This is a genomic window from Prosthecochloris marina, assembly GCF_003182595.1.
Taxonomy (GTDB): Bacteria; Bacteroidota; Chlorobiia; order Chlorobiales; family Chlorobiaceae; genus Prosthecochloris; species Prosthecochloris marina.
This window is the reverse complement of record NZ_PDNZ01000005.1, coordinates 152228-171384: the sequence shown is the minus strand read 5'-3', so window position 1 is coordinate 171384 and position 19157 is coordinate 152228. Positions and strand designations below refer to the sequence as shown.

General features: G+C 45.8%; 15 protein-coding genes. 5 read left to right on the top strand and 10 right to left on the bottom strand.

The genetic code is table 11. The annotated features are described in order from the left end of the window. Positions 1-22 precede the first annotated feature (22 nt). Positions 23-1084, top strand: a complete 1062-nt coding sequence (gene serC, locus CR164_RS08540) for a 3-phosphoserine/phosphohydroxythreonine transaminase (RefSeq protein WP_110023516.1) — start codon at positions 23-25, stop codon at positions 1082-1084. 145 nt (positions 1085-1229) lie between these two features. On the opposite strand, the gene CR164_RS08535 is transcribed toward serC, so the two are convergent. From CR164_RS08535 to pgm, 5 genes are all read right to left on the bottom strand, one after another. Next, on the bottom strand, positions 1230-2945 hold the full coding sequence (locus CR164_RS08535; protein WP_110023515.1) for an ATP-grasp domain-containing protein: 1716 nt from the start codon (positions 2943-2945) through the stop codon (positions 1230-1232). A gap of 24 nt (positions 2946-2969) precedes the next feature. Beyond that, positions 2970-3851, bottom strand: a complete 882-nt coding sequence (locus CR164_RS08530) for an ADP-polyphosphate phosphotransferase (RefSeq protein WP_110023513.1) — start codon at positions 3849-3851, stop codon at positions 2970-2972. A 400-nt stretch (positions 3852-4251) separates the two neighbouring features. Continuing rightward, positions 4252-5643: a class II fumarate hydratase gene (fumC, locus tag CR164_RS08525; RefSeq protein WP_110023512.1), complete on the bottom strand. Its 1392-nt coding sequence runs from the start codon at positions 5641-5643 to the stop codon at positions 4252-4254. Positions 5644-5725: 82 nt separating this feature from the next. Continuing rightward, the gene (locus tag CR164_RS08520; RefSeq protein ID WP_110023510.1) at positions 5726-6295 is read right to left on the bottom strand and encodes an inorganic diphosphatase; all 570 of its coding nucleotides are present in this window, start codon (positions 6293-6295) and stop codon (positions 5726-5728) included. Between the two features lie 263 nt (positions 6296-6558). Beyond that, the gene (pgm, locus tag CR164_RS08515; protein ID WP_110023509.1) at positions 6559-8211 is read right to left on the bottom strand and encodes a phosphoglucomutase (alpha-D-glucose-1,6-bisphosphate-dependent); all 1653 of its coding nucleotides are present in this window, start codon (positions 8209-8211) and stop codon (positions 6559-6561) included. Positions 8212-8498: 287 nt separating this feature from the next. Between pgm and CR164_RS08510 the strand changes: the two genes are divergently transcribed. The 4 genes from CR164_RS08510 (at position 8499) to cfa (ending at position 14093) form a co-directional block, all read left to right on the top strand. Next, on the top strand, positions 8499-10094 hold the full coding sequence (locus CR164_RS08510; RefSeq protein ID WP_110023507.1) for a peptide chain release factor 3: 1596 nt from the start codon (positions 8499-8501) through the stop codon (positions 10092-10094). A gap of 95 nt (positions 10095-10189) precedes the next feature. Further along, positions 10190-11866, top strand: a complete 1677-nt coding sequence (locus CR164_RS08505; RefSeq protein WP_110023506.1) for a SulP family inorganic anion transporter — start codon at positions 10190-10192, stop codon at positions 11864-11866. 80 nt (positions 11867-11946) lie between these two features. Next, positions 11947-12906, top strand: a complete 960-nt coding sequence (locus tag CR164_RS08500) for an aldo/keto reductase (protein ID WP_110023505.1) — start codon at positions 11947-11949, stop codon at positions 12904-12906. A 47-nt stretch (positions 12907-12953) separates the two neighbouring features. Continuing rightward, complete coding sequence (cfa, locus tag CR164_RS08495; RefSeq protein WP_110023504.1) at positions 12954-14093, top strand: cyclopropane fatty acyl phospholipid synthase; 1140 nt, start codon at positions 12954-12956, stop codon at positions 14091-14093. A gap of 57 nt (positions 14094-14150) precedes the next feature. Here the strand turns inward: cfa and CR164_RS08490 are convergent, their stop codons facing one another. The 5 genes from CR164_RS08490 to CR164_RS08470 form a co-directional block, all read right to left on the bottom strand. Beyond that, positions 14151-14696, bottom strand: a complete 546-nt coding sequence (locus tag CR164_RS08490; protein WP_110023502.1) for a hypothetical protein — start codon at positions 14694-14696, stop codon at positions 14151-14153. Between the two features lie 162 nt (positions 14697-14858). Beyond that, positions 14859-15890: a transposase gene (locus tag CR164_RS08485; RefSeq protein ID WP_338053118.1), complete on the bottom strand. Its 1032-nt coding sequence runs from the start codon at positions 15888-15890 to the stop codon at positions 14859-14861. Positions 15891-16037: 147 nt separating this feature from the next. After that, the gene (locus tag CR164_RS08480; RefSeq protein WP_110023500.1) at positions 16038-16877 is read right to left on the bottom strand and encodes a tol-pal system YbgF family protein; all 840 of its coding nucleotides are present in this window, start codon (positions 16875-16877) and stop codon (positions 16038-16040) included. 251 nt (positions 16878-17128) lie between these two features. After that, positions 17129-18196, bottom strand: a complete 1068-nt coding sequence (locus CR164_RS08475; protein WP_110023498.1) for a type I restriction endonuclease — start codon at positions 18194-18196, stop codon at positions 17129-17131. Between the two features lie 184 nt (positions 18197-18380). Further along, the gene (locus CR164_RS08470) at positions 18381-18872 is read right to left on the bottom strand and encodes a hypothetical protein (protein ID WP_146204154.1); all 492 of its coding nucleotides are present in this window, start codon (positions 18870-18872) and stop codon (positions 18381-18383) included. Between the last annotated feature and the right edge of the window lie 285 nt (positions 18873-19157).

The following is a 19157-nucleotide window of genomic DNA, read 5'->3' as shown; positions in this document are numbered from 1 at the left end:
TCAACGAGACGTAACAACCTATATGCCATACAATTTTTACGCCGGACCTTGCAAATTGCCCGAATCGGTCATTGAACGCATCCGCAACGAGTTTACCGATTACCGGGGCAGCGGAATGTCGGTGATGGAAATCAGCCATCGTGCACAGCCGGTTCTGGATCTGCTTGAACGCACACAGGAAAAGATTCGAAGATTGATGGGGTTAGCCGTTGATGATGATGTACTGCTCTTGCAAGGAGGAGGCACATTGCAATTCAGCATGATACCGATGAACCTCTCAGCGGCAGGAGATCCTGTCGATTACATTGATTCAGGATACTGGGCGGCTAAAGCCATAGAAGCCGCTCGCCAACTGGAACGGGATGTACATGTTGCCGGTAAGGCTCATGATACGATTCCTACTGCACTCGATATCCGAGCCGATGCCCGCTATCTGCACGTATGCACCAACAATACGGTAATGGGTACGCAATGGCAAGGCATACCGGAATCTCGGGTGCCGCTGGTAGCCGATATGAGTTCGGACATTCTGAGCCGAAATATCGATACCGGACGTTTCGCTTTGATTTACGCTCATGCCCAGAAAACCATCGGTGCTGCTGGAGTTACCGTGGTGATCGTCCCCCGGAAAACACAAGAGATGATTCAACCGGGCCTACCCTCTTTTTTTGATTACCGTACACATGCCGATGCCGGATCAAACCATCACACACCGCCCGTGTTCGCCATATACGTCGTTGAGTGTATGCTGGATTGGCTGGAGAAAGAAGTCGGCGGCCTGGATACCATGGAAACCCTTAACAGGGACAAGGCCGCCCTGCTTTATGAAACGCTGGATGCTTCCACACTTTTTCGTTGCCCTGTTCCTTCGGAATCACGTTCGATGATGAATGTGGTTTTTGATGCCGTAAATCCGGAAATTGTATCGATCTTCAGCCAAAAGGCAGAAGAAGCAGGACTTTTGGGGCTCCAGGGGCATCGCTCGCGTGGCGGATTTCGGGCAAGCCTTTACAACGCGGTGACACTTGAAGAGGTAGAGACATTGGCCGGATTTATTACTGATTTTGAGCACTGTTACGGCTGAGATCGATTTGCCCCCGCTTTTCAGGGTGATCAAAAAAGGGTGATCGCATGATCTTTCTTACTCCTGTCAAGCCTGCGCGTGAAATTTCAGGACACCGGTTGAAAAAGCGATCTGCTCGCAAAAAAAACAGAAATATTCTTGAAGCTTAAGCGCATTGCACACGGCAATTGAGTTTCTCGATGGTCTCGCAGACAATCCTTGTTTTGCAGAACTTCCCAACAAACACGGTTGAAATATGTTCAGTTGGAAACCCGTATTGTTCGACAAATTCCAAAGAAGCGATTATGTCCAACGATTTCAACTGCTTATCCGACAAAACCTTACCGATCAGCTGCCTGAAATGACCGTTTTCAACTTTAAACTTTTTGCTTTTTTTCACGACAGTATCCGGTAAAAATATCGCACACTCACCGCTGTACGATTGCAACAGTTCCTTGCATCGCTCCTTTTGAAATATAAATAGATTCAGCTCAATATTACCGACCCTGTTCCCCAGGAATTGGTCCCCTAACCTTCCGATATCATAGCCTGCGGCTAAAAATAAGGGAACCCCGGGCATTTTGTTTAATTCAGTGAACTTCCCGCAGGATGCGGACGGCGACTTGCTTATATCTTCGGTGATATAATCAATTCCAACACTATGCAAACCACAGCAGCGTGCAATTTCTTTTGCATGAACCAGAACATCATGATGTACATTTTCAAACAGTTCCGTACTACCTCCTCCCCCTAAATTTGTATTTCTACGCAGGGTGACTTTTTGGCCTGGCTTCAAAACCGTCTTCAAGTCGCAACTCTGAACTGAAAGAGCTTCTTTCACGGAAGCATCGATTTTTATTGGCCTCAGATAATTACTTGCATAGAGGTTTCTGGTTCTTTTTCTATTGACAATGTCTATCAGCTCACGAATACTCTTGGCACCATCTCCGATTACAAACGGGGCAACGCTGCTGGCACAACCAATAAAATCTCCCCGGAGAAAAAGCAGGCGATAATCTCTGCCCGGAACATGTTTTTCTACCATTATCTCATTGCTTTTCCCGATAAATTTCCTCGCCTCGGTATAAGCAAACTCAACGTCATCAAGTGTTTTTACATTTGCCGTCACTCCCCTTCCGCTATCTGAGTGAACAGGTTTAACCACACAAGGAAAGCCAATATCATGCGCCGCAGCCAACAGTTCAGCACGATCCCTTACAATCTTATATCGTGCTGTCGGCGCACCGACAGTATTGAAGATTTTCTTTCCCGACAATTTGTCCGTTTTAACGTCACTTTGCAGATCCTCTACAGTGCTCGTTTCAAAAAAAATCTTTGATTTTGCCCCCATTCCATAGAGCCAGACTTTTTTATCAAGATTCTGGTAGTAAAGGTTTTTTGATTTCGCGGCAGTAATCAATGCGTGCGCTTGAAAATCCGGGTGCCCCCTCTGACACTCATCCCAGAAAGTGTTTAAAATCGAATACACCTCATGCTCTTTTCCCTTGGAACCCCTGAGGAGCAACTTCAGCAGAATATTTACCGCCTTAGCCGTTAACTCGGGCTTATGGAATTCAACAAACAGGACAGGAACCGCATTATCTGTGGTATAACCGTTTTCTTCCAAGTCCCCTCTTACATAGTTCAGAATGAAAATCGAAGCGCTCGATAAAAATTCAAAAACATCATTTCTGTCAATGGCGCGTTTGTGACCAAAAGTGTGACTGTATCCAAAATTTTTTTCCAGATACTTGGCCAGCGTCACAAACGAGCGTTGCATGGCCGACATCTTTTCTTCCGGGATCTCCTCAAAACAAAAAACGACGGATGGCCGCTTACTGTAACGATTCGGCCCCCAATAGGTTGAAACGTTTATTTTCATATTATTTTTCTAAACAGATAACCCCTACTCTTCTTCGGCCACGAGCATTTTCCTGATTTCCAGCAGTTCCTCATGTCTCTCCTCACTGGTTTCGGGGTAAGACATTTTCAGCGATTTAAACGTTTCAAGCATGATCGACGAAACAATGAGGCGCGCGTTTTTCTTATCGTCCGCCGGCACGACGTACCAGGGAGCCCGCTCGGTACTTGTGGCTGCGAGACACTCCTCATAAGCTCTCATATAGTCATCCCAGTACTTTCGCTCTTCAATATCGGCAATACTGAACTTCCAGTTTTTCTCATGCTCGTCAATTCTCCGCAGAAAGCGCCTGCGCTGCTCTTCCTTGGACAGATGAAGAAAAAACTTGATGATTCTGGTTCCATTATGGTACAGGTGATGCTCCATATTGTTAATCGAGCGAAACCGGTTTTTCCAGACATCGTTTCCGTTCAAAAGATCCTTTGGAATTTGCTGACTCATAAGAATTTCGGGATGTACTCTGACAATGAGAACCTCTTCATAGTATGATCGGTTAAAAATACCGATGCGTCCCCTTTCAGGAAGTGCACAGTTTGTTCGCCAGAGAAAATCGTGATCGAGTTCCTTTCGGGAAGGATGCTTGAAGCTGTAAACCTGGCAACCCTGAGGATTTATTCCCGACATGACATGGCGAATCACACCGTCTTTTCCTGCTGCATCCATTGCTTGAAAAATCAGAAGCAGCGCATAGCGATCATCTGCATAGTGGATCTGCTGCAGTTCACTCAGTTCCTTGACATGCTCTCCAAGCGTCTCCTTGTAAGCATCTTTGGAAGAATACATTTTCGGGATATCCGTCGGCCACTTTTTCAGCGCAACTTTTCGACCTTCGACAACCCTGAAATCTTTCAGCTTTATCTTGCTCATCGCAGCAGAAGAAACGGGTTCAAAAAATAGCGTAACTTTTTATAAATAAACTGTTTTCAAAACGAAATGAAAAAAACCGGCTGTTTCCGTACCCCAAAATTCATATCCATACCTCCAGGAAGATATTCACCAACCCTTCGACTTCGTTCATTCATGCCCGGATAAGCCATGAGACAGACACAAAAGCCGGTCTTCGAAGAAAAAAGCACCCTGGAGAAACGTCATGTAGAACTTGATGGAGCATCTATAGAAAAAACTGGAGTAACCACCCCGGGTAAGACCCGGGGATGGCAAACATGAGGGGTGCGATTGGCATTTCGATATATGAAAAGTCCTCTGGATCCTGAATTCTCCAATCTCGCAGAGCTGAACAGGGGAAAGGATTTCGCCCCAGACTTTCTTATCTGCCGGTCATTCTAGCGGGGATAACCCATTCATCGAACTGTTCGCTTGTCAGGTGGCCGAGATCCACGGCCGCATCTCGCAATGTTGTACCTTCGGCATGAGCTTTCTTTGCGATCTCGGCAGCCTTGTAGTAACCGATGTGCGGATTGAGTGCTGTGACCAGCATGAGTGAATTTTCCAGATGCTCCTTCACCCTCGGATGGTTCGGTTCAATCCCGCAAACGCATTTTTCAGCAAAAGAAACACAGGCATCTCCAATCAGTTCGGCAGACTGCAACAGATTGTAGATCATGACAGGTTTGAACACATTGAGCTCGAAATGACCGTTCGAGCCCCCTATGCTGACCGCAACATCATTGCCCATCACTTGAGCGCAAACCATAGTTATCGCTTCCACTTGCGTAGGGTTTACCTTGCCCGGCATAATGGACGACCCAGGCTCGTTTGGCGGGATAACGATCTCACCGATACCGCTACGGGGACCTGAGGCAAGCATCCGAATATCGTTTGCAATCTTCATGAGACTCACAGCAACCTGCTTCAAGGCGCCGTGCGATTCAACAACGGCGTCATGAGCCGCAAGTGATTCGAATTTGTTTTCAGCGGTCACAAAAGGAAGGTCCGTCAGGGACGCAATGGTTTCGGCAACTTTTTCAGCATAACCATCAGGTGTATTGAGACCGGTACCTACAGCCGTACCGCCAAGAGCAAGCTCCGCAAGGTGAGGCAGCGTGTTCTCGATGGCCTTGATGCCATGATCGAGCTGAGAGACATAACCGGAGAACTCCTGACCGAGGGTAAGAGGCGTTGCATCCATCCAGTGTGTCCGTCCGATTTTGACGACCTCATCCATCTCCTCACATTTCCTGGCGAGTTCGTTGCGAAGTTTTTTGATTCCGGGAATGGTCTTACCGACAAGTATTTTATACCCGGCGATATGCATGGCTGTCGGAAACGTATCGTTGGAGGATTGTGATTTGTTGACATCGTCGTTGGGATTGAGGAGCCGATCTCCCTCTCCAAGCCGGTTTCCAGCAAGCACATGAGCCCGATTTGCAACGACCTCGTTGACATTCATATTCGACTGTGTACCTGATCCGGTCTGCCAGACAACAAGGGGAAACTGGTCGACAAGCTTACCGCCGATAATCTCATCGCACACGGAAACAATAGCGTTCCGCTTCTCTTCAGGAAGGACACCAAGCTCGCAATTCGTTATAGCCGCAGCTTTTTTCAGATAACCGAAAGCTTCAATGATCTCTTTCGGCATCGACCCGGACGGACCGATTTTAAAATTCTCAACGGAGCGCTGGGTCTGGGCTCCCCAGTATTTATCGGTGGGGACACGTACCTCCCCCATGGTGTCTTTCTCGATTCTGTATTCCATGATCGCTTGTGTATAGTAGTTGTATTGATAGCTTTTGCGAAATGACGCAAAAAGCTAAAGATAGGAAAAACCAACCACTCTTCTATCCAATCACGGGAACAGGCCTGATCTCTTCAGCCACACCAAAGGTCTTCTGGTATTTTGTTATAGAACGCAAAATAATTTCCTTGGCTGTATCTGCATCCTGAAACTCTTCAACCAGAACCGTTTTATTTTCGAGCGCTTTGTACTCCTCGAAAAAATGCTTGAGCTCGGAATGGAAATGCGGTCTTATCTCATTGACATTGTTGATGGTGCTGACACTCATATCATCGTCAGCCACTGCGATAATTTTGTCATCGCTTTCTCCATGATCGATCATTCGCATAACCCCGACAACACGTGCTCGCACAAGGCACATCGGAACAATAGCGCACTGGGATAAAACAACGATATCAAGAGGATCGTGATCCTCCCCGAGAGTTTTCGGGATAAACCCGTAGTTGGCAGGGTAGAAGACCGAAGAATAAAGCACTCTGTCGAGTTTGAGCATCCCTGTTTTTTTATCAAGCTCATATTTCGCTTTGCTGCCTTTGGAAATCTCAATAACGGAATTGACGATATGCGGCTGCTCTTTACCTATCTCAACGTGATGCCATGGATTAAAATTCATAGTAAGCGTAGCTGTTAATGGGTTATGGTTTCGGCAGGAATACCGACTGTACAACTGAAAAAAAAGCTGTGGAAGTATACAAAGATTCCTGAATTTTCAAAACGTAACCATGAAGAGATAATGAAAAACACCCGGCACGCTAACCGGCAGCACCGGTGATTATCTCCGGGTCGAAACCCCGAATTCCCCAGAGCAAGCAAAGAGTCTCTAAAAAAACGCTGACTGTAAACCCTGCATACTGTTTTTCAGCTTCTTGTTTTTCGTCACTTCTCACCGCTCGACAGAACGCTACCCACCGCATTTTGAGCCTCGGCAAGAATAGAATCCAGATGATCACTTCCAAGAAAACTCTCTGCATAGATCTTGTAAATATTTTCGGTACCTGATGGCCTCGCGGCAAACCATCCGTTTTCGGTTACAACTTTCAAGCCCCCTATTGAAGCTTTATTACCAGGAGCTTCGGTCAGTATATCGCAAATTTTTTCTCCGGCAAGCCTATCGATACTCAACTCCTCGGGTGAAAGCATCTTCAGCCTTGTTTTTTCATCTGGAGAAGCCGGAGCGTCGACCCTTGTATACATCGGTTCACCCAAATCACGGGTCAAACCTCTATACACCTCACCGGGATCGCTTCCAGTCTTTGCAGTTATTTCCGCCGCAAGCAGTGCAGGAATAAATCCATCCTTGTCCGTCGTCCATGCCTTACCGTCCATTCTCAGAAAAGAGGCTCCTGCACTTTCCTCTCCGGCGAATCCCAGTGAACCGCTCAACAGGCCGTCGACAAACCATTTGAAACCTACGGGAACCTCATAGACCTTTCGACCGAGTTTTGCAGCAACCCTGTCGATCATACTGCTGCTTACCAGGGTCTTGCCGATCATGGTACTATCGGCCCAATCCTGCCGGTGCTGAAAAAGATAATCGATGCAAACGGAAAGAAAATGATTGGGCTGGAGTAAACCTGAACTACGGGTTACGATACCATGACGGTCGTAATCCGTATCGCAGGCGAACGCAACATCGAACTGGTCTTTTTGCTCGATCAAAGGCTGCATGGTGTAAGGAGAAGAGGGATCCATACGGATTTTACCATCCCAGTCGACGCTCATGAATCGGAACGTCGGATCGACGGTTTTGCTCAACACAGTAATGCCCAGGCCATATCTCTCGGCAATCCTCTCCCAGTATGCCAACCCTGCCCCACCAAGAGGATCCACCCCTATAGAGATCCCCGAAGCGGAAACAGCCTCCATATCGATCACAGCGCCAAGATCCTCGATGTACCTCCCGGGATAGTCGTACCGGTGCGTAGTCGGAGCCGATAGCGCTTTTTCGAAAGGCACTCTGTGAACATCCTCGAGCTCTTGCTCAAGAAAGTCGTTTGCCATCTTCTCGATCCACGAAGTAGCCTCACCTCCTGCCGGACCACCATGAGGAGGATTGTACTTGATTCCCCCGTCACTCGGAGGATTATGGGATGGAGTCAGAAGAATACCGTCTGCCATCCCGTTCACTTTTTTTTCGTTCCATGTCAGGATAGCGTGCGACACCACCGGCGTCGGAGTATATCGCTCTTCACCGGCAATCATCACTTCGACGCCGTTGGCCGCTAACACCTCCAATACGGTAACGAAAGCGGGCTCTGAAAGCGCATGGGTGTCGATTCCTAAAAACAAAGGCCCGGTAATATTTTCTTTCTTTCTGTACATGCAGATCGCTTGCGTTACAGCAAGAATGTGATGTTCATTGAAAGAACAATCAAGGGATGTCCCTCTGTGACCTGAAGTACCGAAAGAAACCCGTTGGGCTGAAAATCCGGGATCGGGTGTCATAGAAAAGAATGCTGTAACGAGACGGGGTACATCGACAAGCATCTCTTGTTCAGGAAGCTGGCCGGCATGGGGATGTACTTGCATGATTAACTTGGTTAGAGGTGGAAAACCTATTTTCTCGAGACACCGAAAAATAGACAACCATAAGCGAAAAAAAGTTGCATCGAATATGCATTGACAGGAGACTTGCGTTCTTTTGAAAGTTATCATTTCCCTGCGTCTGCCGAAAAGCGCACTCGAGGACTATTTTCTTTTTCTTCATCAGCTTTGTATCTTTGGCCCTTTCCCGCCGGAAATGATTTCAAACCAAAAGACAGCGATGCAGAATGCACAGCAGTAACGGCGGTGGTGCCATATATGAATTCTGAACCATGAATCTTGAGCAAGAGATAGAAAAAAGAAAAACCTTTGCCATCATCAGCCATCCCGATGCCGGCAAAACAACACTTACCGAAAAATTCCTGCTTTTCGGAGGGGCCATCAAAACAGCCGGTGCCGTTAAACAGAACAAGATAAAAAAAACCGCCACCAGCGATTTCATGGAAATCGAGAAACAGCGCGGAATTTCCGTGGCGACATCGGTCATGGGTTTCGAGTATAAAGGGAAAAAAGTCAACATTCTCGACACTCCGGGACATAAAGATTTCGCAGAAGACACATACCGCACCCTGACTGCAGTCGACAGCGTCATTCTGGTGATTGACAGCGTCAAAGGCGTTGAGGCACAGACAGAGCGCCTTATGGAAGTCTGCCGGATGCGGAATACCCCGGTCATCATTTTTGTGAACAAAATGGACCGGGAAGGCCGAAACCCTTTTGAAATCCTTGACGAACTCGAAGAGAAACTGCAGATACAGGTGAGGCCTCTTACTTGGCCAATCAGCCAGGGACAAAGTTTCCAAGGAGTCTACAACCTTTATCAGAAACAGCTCAACCTTTTTGAACCTGACCAGACAAAAATAACAGAACAGCAGATCGAAATTCAGGGAATAGAGGATCCTGAACTCGACCGCTGGATATCTGAAACATTTGCCGACAAACTTCGTGAAGAAGTAGAACTCATCGAAGGAGTCTACGAACCTTTCAGCAAAGGGAGTTATCTTGACGCATCTCTTGCACCGGTTTTTTTCGGAAGCGCCGTCAACAATTTCGGCATCAAAGAAATGCTCGAAACCTTCCTCGATATAGCTCCGAGCCCGGAACAACGTGAAACCGACCAACGTGTCGTCAAAGCCTCGGAAAACAAACTGACCGGTTTCGTCTTTAAAATCCATGCCAATCTCGATCCGAACCATCGAGACCGTACGGCATTCTTCAAAATCTGTTCAGGAAAATTCGAGCGCAACACCTTTTATTATCACACCCGGCTCGGAAAAAAAATGCGTTTTGCCAACCCCACCCAGTTTATGGCAAACGAAAAAAACCTTATTGAAGATGCATGGCCTGGAGACGTCATTGGCCTCTATGACAACGGAAACCTTAAAATCGGCGATACGCTGACAGAAGGAGAAGAACTGCAGTTCAGAGGAATACCGAGTTTCTCCCCCGAAATTTTCAAAGAGGTTATCAACCGTGACCCGTTCAAATCAAAGCAGCTGGAAAAAGGTCTGCGCCAGCTAACAGAAGAAGGTGTCGCTCAGCTTTTCCTGCAATACGGCAACCGGAAAATCCTCGGTACCGTTGGTGAACTGCAATTCGATGTCATCCGTTTCAGACTCGAACATGAATACGGTGCAAAGTGTGATTTTATGCCACTGCGCTACTTCAAGGCCTTCTGGATCACTCCGAAAGACAACAACCAGTACGACGAGTTCCTGCGCCGAAAATCATCGGTCATAGCTGAAGACAAAGAAAAACACCCGGTTTTCTTTGCCGAAAGCGAATGGATGCTCAACGTCGCCAAAGAGAACTACCCGGGAGTTATGTTCCATGAAACCTCGGAATTCAAGACAGAAGGAAACTCCTGAAAAGAATCCTTTCACCGTCCTTTGTTAATTCCCTGAAAAACATACATTGTACACAAAAGAATCTGAAGAAATCACAATGGATATTATGGTAAGAAATGTTCAAGCCCAAACTCTTCGTTTTGCTTCCCGAACTTGATCGGGAACGACTACTCAAAGACATTACTGCCGGAATTCTTGTCGGCATCGTTGCCCTCCCCCTCGCAATCGCATTCGGAATAGCCTCCGGAGTTTCACCTGAAAAAGGACTCATCACCGCCGTTATCGGCGGTTTTATCGTTTCACTGCTGGGTGGCAGCCGCGTACAGATCGGTGGCCCTACCGGGGCATTTATCATTATCGTCTACGGCATAGTCCAGCAATATGGAATCAACGGGCTCATGCTTGCAACGATCATGGCAGGCGTAATTCTCATTATCATGGGAATTGCGCAGTTCGGTTCACTGATCAAGTTCATTCCCTACCCGGTCATCGTCGGTTTTACCAGCGGTATCGCCGTTATTATTTTTTCAACCCAGGTCAAAGATTTTCTCGGGCTTGACATTGAAAACCTTCCCGGTGATTTCATAGGGAAATGGGGGCAATACCTCTCTCACCTCGGAACCCTGCATATGCCGACGTTGGCAATCGGGTTCACTGCACTTTTCATCATCATCTTCTGGCCGAAAGTATCGAGAAAAATTCCTGGCTCTGTCATCGCGATTCTGGTCACCACGGCAATGGTGCAATTGCTGCACCTCGATGTTGCCACTATTGAAACAAGATTCGGGGAGATTCCGTCAACGATCCCTGCTCCCTCGATACCCGAGTTCGATCTTTCAACCATTCAGAACCTCATTATGCCGGCAACCACCATAGCCATCCTTGCCGCAATCGAGGCACTGCTCTCGGCGGTCGTTTCCGATGGTATGATCGGAGGGCGTCACAAGTCAAATATGGAGCTGATAGCACAGGGAGCGGCAAACATCGCGTCTCCCCTTTTTGGAGGCATACCCGTCACCGGCGCGATTGCGCGAACGGCCACGAATGTCAAAAACGGTGGCAGAACACCGCTTTCAGGCATAGTCCATGCCATCACCCTGCTTTGCATAATGCTGATTTTCGGCAGTTGGGCAAAACTCATCCCCATGTCAACCCTTGCCGCCATATTGATTGTTGTCGCCTGGAACATGAGCGAATACCACGTATTCCGTCAACTCCTCAAAAGTCCGAGAGGCGATGTCATCGTTTTATTGACCACCTTTGGGTTAACGGTGATTTTCGATCTGACAATCGCAATAGAAGTTGGTCTGTTGCTGACCGTTGTGCTTTTCATGCAGCATATGGCAGGTATCGCAAACGTAGAAATCATCACTCGTGAGTTGAAAGACCGCGAAGAGGACAGCAATGATCCGAATGCCATTGCCAACCGTGACGTCCCGGACGGAGTGGAAGTATATGAAATCAACGGACCATTCTTTTTCGGCGCCGCCTCTAAATTCAAAGAATCCATGCGAATCGTCGAAAATCCGCCGCCAGTGAGAATACTGCGCATGCGAAACGTTCCCGTGATCGATGCAACCGGCCTGAACATGCTTAAGGAAATGGTTGCTGACAGCAGCCGGACCGGAACAAAGCTTATCCTTTCAGGAGTCAACCCGGAGACACTCTCGACAATGCGTCAGTACGGCATTATCGAAGAGATTGGTCAGGAAAACATTGTAGACCATATCGACAGTGCTCTCGACCGGGCAAAACAATTACTCGACAATTCACTTTCAGCTCAGAAGAAATAAACGTTTATCGAAGTTTTGTTATTTTCTACATGATAAAAATTCTCCATGCAAACAGAAGTTTTTAAACCCTTTCCCCTTATATGGAAACAAGACGATTCGGTAGTACAGGAATGGACATCACGTCCATCGGCTTCGGCAGCTGGGCAATTGGCGGAGAAAACTGGTCTCACGGTTGGGGACCTCAGGACGACAACCAGGCTATAGAGGCAATAGAGTGCGCCCTGGAATCGGGTATCAACTGGATTGACACCGCTGCGGTTTATGGGCTCGGCCATTCGGAGGAGCTTGTCGCAAAAGCGCTCGAAGGCACAACCGACAAGCCCTACGTTTTCACCAAATGCGCTCTTGTCTGGGACAGCAACAATCAAATCGGCAACAGCCTCAAGCGGGACTCAATCCGGCGGGAATGCGAGGCAAGCCTGAAACGCCTGAAAACCGAAACCATAGATTTATACCAGATTCATTGGCCTAACCCGGAAGAGGATATCGAAGAAGGTTGGGGAACGATGGCTGAACTGAAAGAAGAAGGACTTGTAAAACATATCGGTGTATCGAACTTCAATGTCGAGCAAATGAAAAGAGCGCAGGGCATAGCACCTGTCGCTTCGCTGCAGCCCCCCTACTCCATGCTTCGCAGAGGAATCGAAAAAGAGATCCTTCCTCACTGCATGGAGCATGATATCGGAGTCATCATCTACTCTCCGATGCTTTCCGGCATGCTTTCCGGCAAGATGACCCGCGAAAGGGCATTACATTTACCAAAAAACGATTGGCGGCGCAATAATAAGGAATTCCAGGAACCACGTCTTGCACATAATCTCGAACTTGTTGAACATCTGAGAACAATCGGGAAAAAACATGGGGCATCTCCCGGAGAAGTAGCCATAGCTTGGACGCTCTGGCACCCTGGCGTTACTGGCGCTATCGTTGGAGGACGTAGTGCTGAACAGGTAGAAGGAATAATCGGTGCTGCCGATCTAATGCTCAATCAGCAGGAAGTCGATGCAATTGAGACATATGTCACATCGATGCCGGAATAAGCTCCTTCTTGATAGTTCATAACAACTCAATTCAGGACTCCGACCCAATGCCCGAGACGATATACGAAAAAAAACTAAAAAGCCTTCTTGCATCTGCAGGGATACAGATAAACGGACCGAACCCCTGGGACATCAGGGTACTGGATTCACGTTTCTACAAACGGGTTATCACTGAATCCCACCTTGGTATTGGAGAATCCTACATGGATGGATGGTGGGAGTGTGATGCACTTGACGATTTCTTTTATAAAGTGTTGCGAGCGAAACTTGATAAAAAAGTTTCACAGCTCACACGCGTTCTCAGCAACCTAGCCGGCGTCCTGATCAATCTGCAAAACCCTTCGAGAGCTTTCCGCGTTGGGGAAACCCACTACAACATTGGAAACGACCTTTACGAAGCCATGCTTGACAAGCACATGCTTTACAGCTGTGGCTATTGGAAAGGAGCGGACAATCTCGATCAGGCCCAGGAAAACAAACTGCGGCTGATTTTCAACAAACTGCAGCTCGAACCCGGCATGAAAGTACTCGATATCGGATGCGGCTGGGGAGGAGCAGCCCGGTTTGCCGCTGAACAGTATGGAGTCAGTGTTACAGGGGTTACCGTATCGAGCGAACAGGTGAAAAAAGCCGAAGAACTGGGGCAAAACCTGCCGGTCGATATCAGCCTGACGGACTACCGTGACATACAAGGAGCCTATGACAGAATCTATTCCATCGGTATGTTCGAACATGTCGGGGTGAAGAATTATCAACAGTTTTTCGAGATCACCTCTCAATGCCTGAAAGATGACGGCCTGTTTCTTCTGCACACCATCGGAAGCAAGCGCTCATCGATGAATACCGACAAATGGACCCATAAGTACATCTTCCCGAACTCCATGCTCCCTTCGGCAAAACAGATCACCACAGCGAGTGAAGGACTGCACGTCATGGAAGACTGGCATGCATTCGGTAACGACTATTACAAAACACTCAAAGCATGGCACACAAATTTCGAGCACCACTGGCCAGACTTGAAGCAAGCTTACGATGAACGATTCTACAGAATGTGGCGATACTACCTGCTTAGCGCAGCAGGCTCCTTCCGCGCCCGTAATGTTCAACTCTGGCAGATACTCTTTTCGAATAACGGAATAACAGGGGATTTTTATGTAAGCCGTGAAGCGGGAAAATTCATTGCCTAACAGTATCTGATACACCTCTTCTGCTGTTCGTGTCCGTGATGCTTGCTTGAAAACTGTTCACTTGATGTCCTCTAAATCCGGAATATCATCGATATCGGGAATATCGTCATCAATTATGACCTGTATTCTTTCCATTTCTTCGCTTTCGGGCTCATCGGGCATTTTATCCACTTTTTCTTTTTCAGCTGAAGAAACCGGCGCAACAGGACCAGTCTGCTCGAACAACGACAACTGGGTGGAATATTTTACAGTACCGCTTTGCCCCTGAGCGTTCTTTTTTCCCTCTTTAACCGAGCCATCCGATTTCCCCTCGCATACTGGAACCTCTGAACATGGAGGAGGAACAGCAGAACGGCCTCTACTCCTCATAAAATCAGCCACTTCCCTATCGAGCGACTCCTGGACGGCATCCTCAACTTCATTACGGATAGCTTGCATCAACCGCATGGAATCACCACGATATTCGGCCATTTCTCTCCGCAATGCACTGACCGCTTTCTCGATTTCAGCATGTTGCCGTCTCGGCAAAACGGTAAACATCATGGCAAGAATAAACACAAGCAGCATCAAGATGATCAACAACAGGATAGTCATCATCGACATTTGGCATCGTTTCCTACTTCATTAATCTTCATGAGGGCGCCATCAACAGGCAAGCAGATAACGAGAATTCTCCCCCCACCACAACACGAGAGAACTCTTCAACCAATGTAAAACATTTTACATACTATTAACAAAACAACAATAGGGGACGTTGTAAATAATTTACACATCCCCAAAATTCCGAACAATTTGCGCAGCAGCAGATGTGGAAATTTTCAGCATTCTTGCTGTCTCTGCATATGAAAATCCGTATTCTTTCACAAACTTTTTGACAAGTGTTTTACGAACCATAGATACTGAACGAATTCTGCTTCCAGAAAGCAATTGACCTAACCCTATTCCCTTTTTCTCACATAAATCCTCGATATCAGCTTGTGCTTTATCTTTTATTTCATTGAAATCAAGCACATTCACCTGACTTTTCACAGATTCCTCTGCATCCTCAAGAACCTTGCTGACAAAGGAACCATCCCCTAAAATTCGTTCATCGCTCAATTGTTTTTCCTTTCTAGCTCGCATTCCTTGCACTGCCGACCAGCCACCAATAGAGCGAACAAGACCACCTCCAGTCAATTCAGGTTGGCGTCCTTTTTGAGCCTCTTCTTTCAAAAAATTTCGATAGGTATTTATAGCCATACGTTCCTTTTCCCCAAAATGATGAAGAACAAAATCCCGATCCTGCCAGTCATTCGAGAAAACATTCACTACGACAGCATGCCCACTCCATGGATACGCATCAAGATCATCCAAAGAAGCTACAAGTCCAGCTCTTAAAGGATTCAAGTGTATATAAGCAACCAAACGCATAAAATAACGATCCTCTTGACAGACAATTGATTTGTATCGATTTTGGAAAAGATGGCCTTGCCTATCATGTCGTCTGTTATAGTTACTTGCATAACCGCTCAGCAACCTTCGCATAAAAGTAGACATCCCGGCTTTTCCACTTCGAAGCAAGATATGAGCATGATTATTTAATAGCGCCCAAGCATAGATTATCGTACCTGTTTCCGGAACAAGTTTTCCCATACGGGAAACAAAATCATCTCGATCCTTATCATCAGTAACAATATCCCGCTTTTCAATTCCCCGAAGCATTACATGGTGCAGGGTTCCTGGTGCATCAAGTCTTGGACCTCTTGGCATGGCAACGTTTTTATAACCTTTTATAGCTTTTATCCTTGTATCGAACACAAATATACAATTTATTTACAACGTCCCCTAATATCCCGGACTTCAGAACGTTGGGTGTGGTGACATGGGTGATAAGGAAAACCGGGTAAGTACCCAAGCCCGGTGGTTAGCCGGGCTTGGGATCACTTCAGACTTTGTCGAAGTGTCTTAAATATCTGACCCACCAAGAGCTTCATAAGCATTTAAAATATTTTTTAGTGCTTGTTTTTCTCTCGTAGTGATTACCCGATCCTTATCATACTGTCCCCCGACAAATCGGATCTTTGCATCTTTAGCATCAGCGACGGCTTTGATAATTGAATACTCATGAGGCCCCACATATCGATCAAGCCACTCCCAAATTTTGCCTCCCCCATGATCGGTCTCAATTTCACCATACCTGCTCTCGGTTATCTCATAAACATGATCATCCGCCTTTATTATATACTTCTCTATAAACAGCCATTCATCTGCAACATAGCGAATCTTCAACCTTAACCATGGAGCTCCATCTTTTTCTTTTCCTATATAGGCCCCAAAATCAGTTCTTGTATTCAAATATCTGGGAGATGTCTTGTCACGGTACCAAGTTATACCTTTGATATCATCATATTTCTTTCTCATTTTATTAGTTGCATTTGCAAGACGCTGCGCTTCTTTTTCGGCTTTTTCTTTTTCCACTCGTTCTTTTTCAGCAGCGATTTTCTGAAGCGCTTTTTCTGTCGCATCTAAAAGCTCTTTCGCCTGTACCGCTTCACTTGTTCCTGGATACTTGTCAATAAGCATAACCAGCTCAGCCTTACATTGATCGTAATTTTTCTTTTCAAAAAGCGACTTCGCCTGATTGAACCTTTTTTTCGGGCCTTGGCGACAGTCTTCCAGAGCAGCCTTTAATTCCTTATTTTCCGCTTTTAACTTTTCATATTCACCTCTTGAAATCCCATCATTATTTTCACAACCAAAAAGAAACAGAAATGCTACAATCAATACCGAAGTTAATGTTTTCATATTCTTAGCTGGTTTTGGCATACTTTTGAATACTAGATTAAGAACGTGAGCACAAAATATACGCAATTTTCCACACATTAAAGCGTAACAGCTTTTTTTAAAGCATTTTATCAGGATTATCGATATAGTGAAAAAGATAGGCTTCAGGATGTGAGGAGTCGTGACGTGGGTTATTCGGAAAACGACCTAAAGGTAAAAGCCCGGCGTTGGGCCGGGCTTACATGGTTATTTAATAGATCACAAAAGTACTCTCAGTCACTTTCATAGTCATTAATAACAGCCTTAAGCTGAGCAGAGTACTCAAAAATATCATCTATACACTCAATTTGAACACGTTCTTCTTTTTTATTTGATATAAGTCCGATATACTTTTGAGAATAATTAAAATGCAAGCGGCATATCGGCTTTCTATTGTTGTCGTCTAAGAGAACCCCACAGTAACTCTTAGTATCACGCATAGCAACCCTTTTAACATCAACAACCTCTCGAAGTATAGCTTTGATAACATTATAAGCTTCGGCTTCTTCTTCCGTTGTTACGATACCATTATCACTGGTAATTGGTTCATCCGAATCTTCTGATTCTATAGTTTCTTTCGGTTGCTCATTTGCAGACAAAGCAGACTTAAGACGTTCATTTATCTTCTCGTTAACAAACTGCTTCCTAGCTTCTTGAACTATTTTTGTAAACTGCTCGATAACGCTCTTTGTCAAACGCCCATCGAATATCTGAGATGCAAAAAACCTCACAAATTCCTCTGAAGGGTTTGACAATTCTTCTTCAAGTATTTTTTTGATGGCTCCTGTATACTTCAAAGTACTTGCCGTTGTAAGAATGTCCTCAAGCGAAAAAGCTGCTTTTGTGAATTTCTTCAATTCATTTACCTGATGATCCTGAAAGCCAAGAATGTCAAAGGTAAAGAACGGCTTTGAATCCATTTTGTTCGGCTCATCAATATCTGAATAAAATTCGTATATGATGCCATTCGTTAGAATACTAAACCGTGCTTCTGTTGCCGAAAAGTACCTATGTAACTGAGAAGCATGGTCTTCATGTAAATCTGCACCTGACCACTTGCACTCAATCAGAATGATGATATCGTCATCTTTCTTGATTGCGTAATCTACTTTCTCACCTTTTTTGATGCCTATGTCGGCTGTAAACTCTGGGATTACCTCTGTCGGATTAAACACGTCATACCCAAGAGCACTAATAAACGGTAACACAAATGCGTTTTTTGTCGCTTCTTCCGTTTGGATGTGATCAACCTGCTTCGGAATGCGAGAAGCAAGATCCTTGATCTTATCTATAAGATCCATACTCTCTCCCACGTATTTTAATTAAGCAAATGCATTAATATACGTAAAATTTCCGCATTTTGAGACATCAAAGGCTTTGTAAGTTTTTTATCCGAGTACTGCAAATACTTAGGATCTGGCAGGCTTCTGGCGATGAAAACTACCTAACACCAAAATTGGTAAAAAGCAAAGCCTCTGCATTTTGTCATCTGCAAAGACCGCTATTATTAGGTTTACGACAATCAACAAACTCTTCACTACCGTTGCCGTAATTCATATAAGCATACCGCCACTTGCTGAGTCCCGGCATATCATACAAAACGGTATTAGCTGCATATAGATTATTCGCAAGAGTTAACCCATCTGCAGGAATTACGCTGCCGGGCGCATAAAAATAGACGGCCGTCATCCTTCCTGGAGTGTTCATTTTTCGTTTCGCATAAGCTTTTGCTTCTGCAGCTGTCACGCTCCCGATCATTTCAACGGAGATAATACGATCCTTGTTGGCTGCCTTGAAATAGCCAACCTCTCTGAAATTGTTGGATCGTGCTTCGGTCCTGGCATTCGCGACAGACCGTTTAGCGGTGTCGTTATCATCATATGATGCAATCAAGTACCAACCCCCAAAAATTATCACGAAAAGAACAATGCCAGGTAACTGGCTTGAAAAGCCTTTTTTCTTTTTGCTGTCAGTCATGATATTGTTTTTTTTGACTTTTCCACATCCTTCGTCATTGCCCACACCAGAACCCTAACCATGGTAATTGCGTGAACGTCTCCTGATAACTCAGCTTACCAAGAATCTTTTTTCCCGCCACCACAGTTCCCCAACAGCGATTTTTGTTGAATACTCCAGAATATACGCAAATTTCCGCATATTAAGGCGTAACCGCTTTGCAGGATGCCTGTTATGCGGGCACTACGAACCTTTCGTTTTACGAAAATTGAATGATAATTTTGACTATAAGTAACTGCAAAGGCA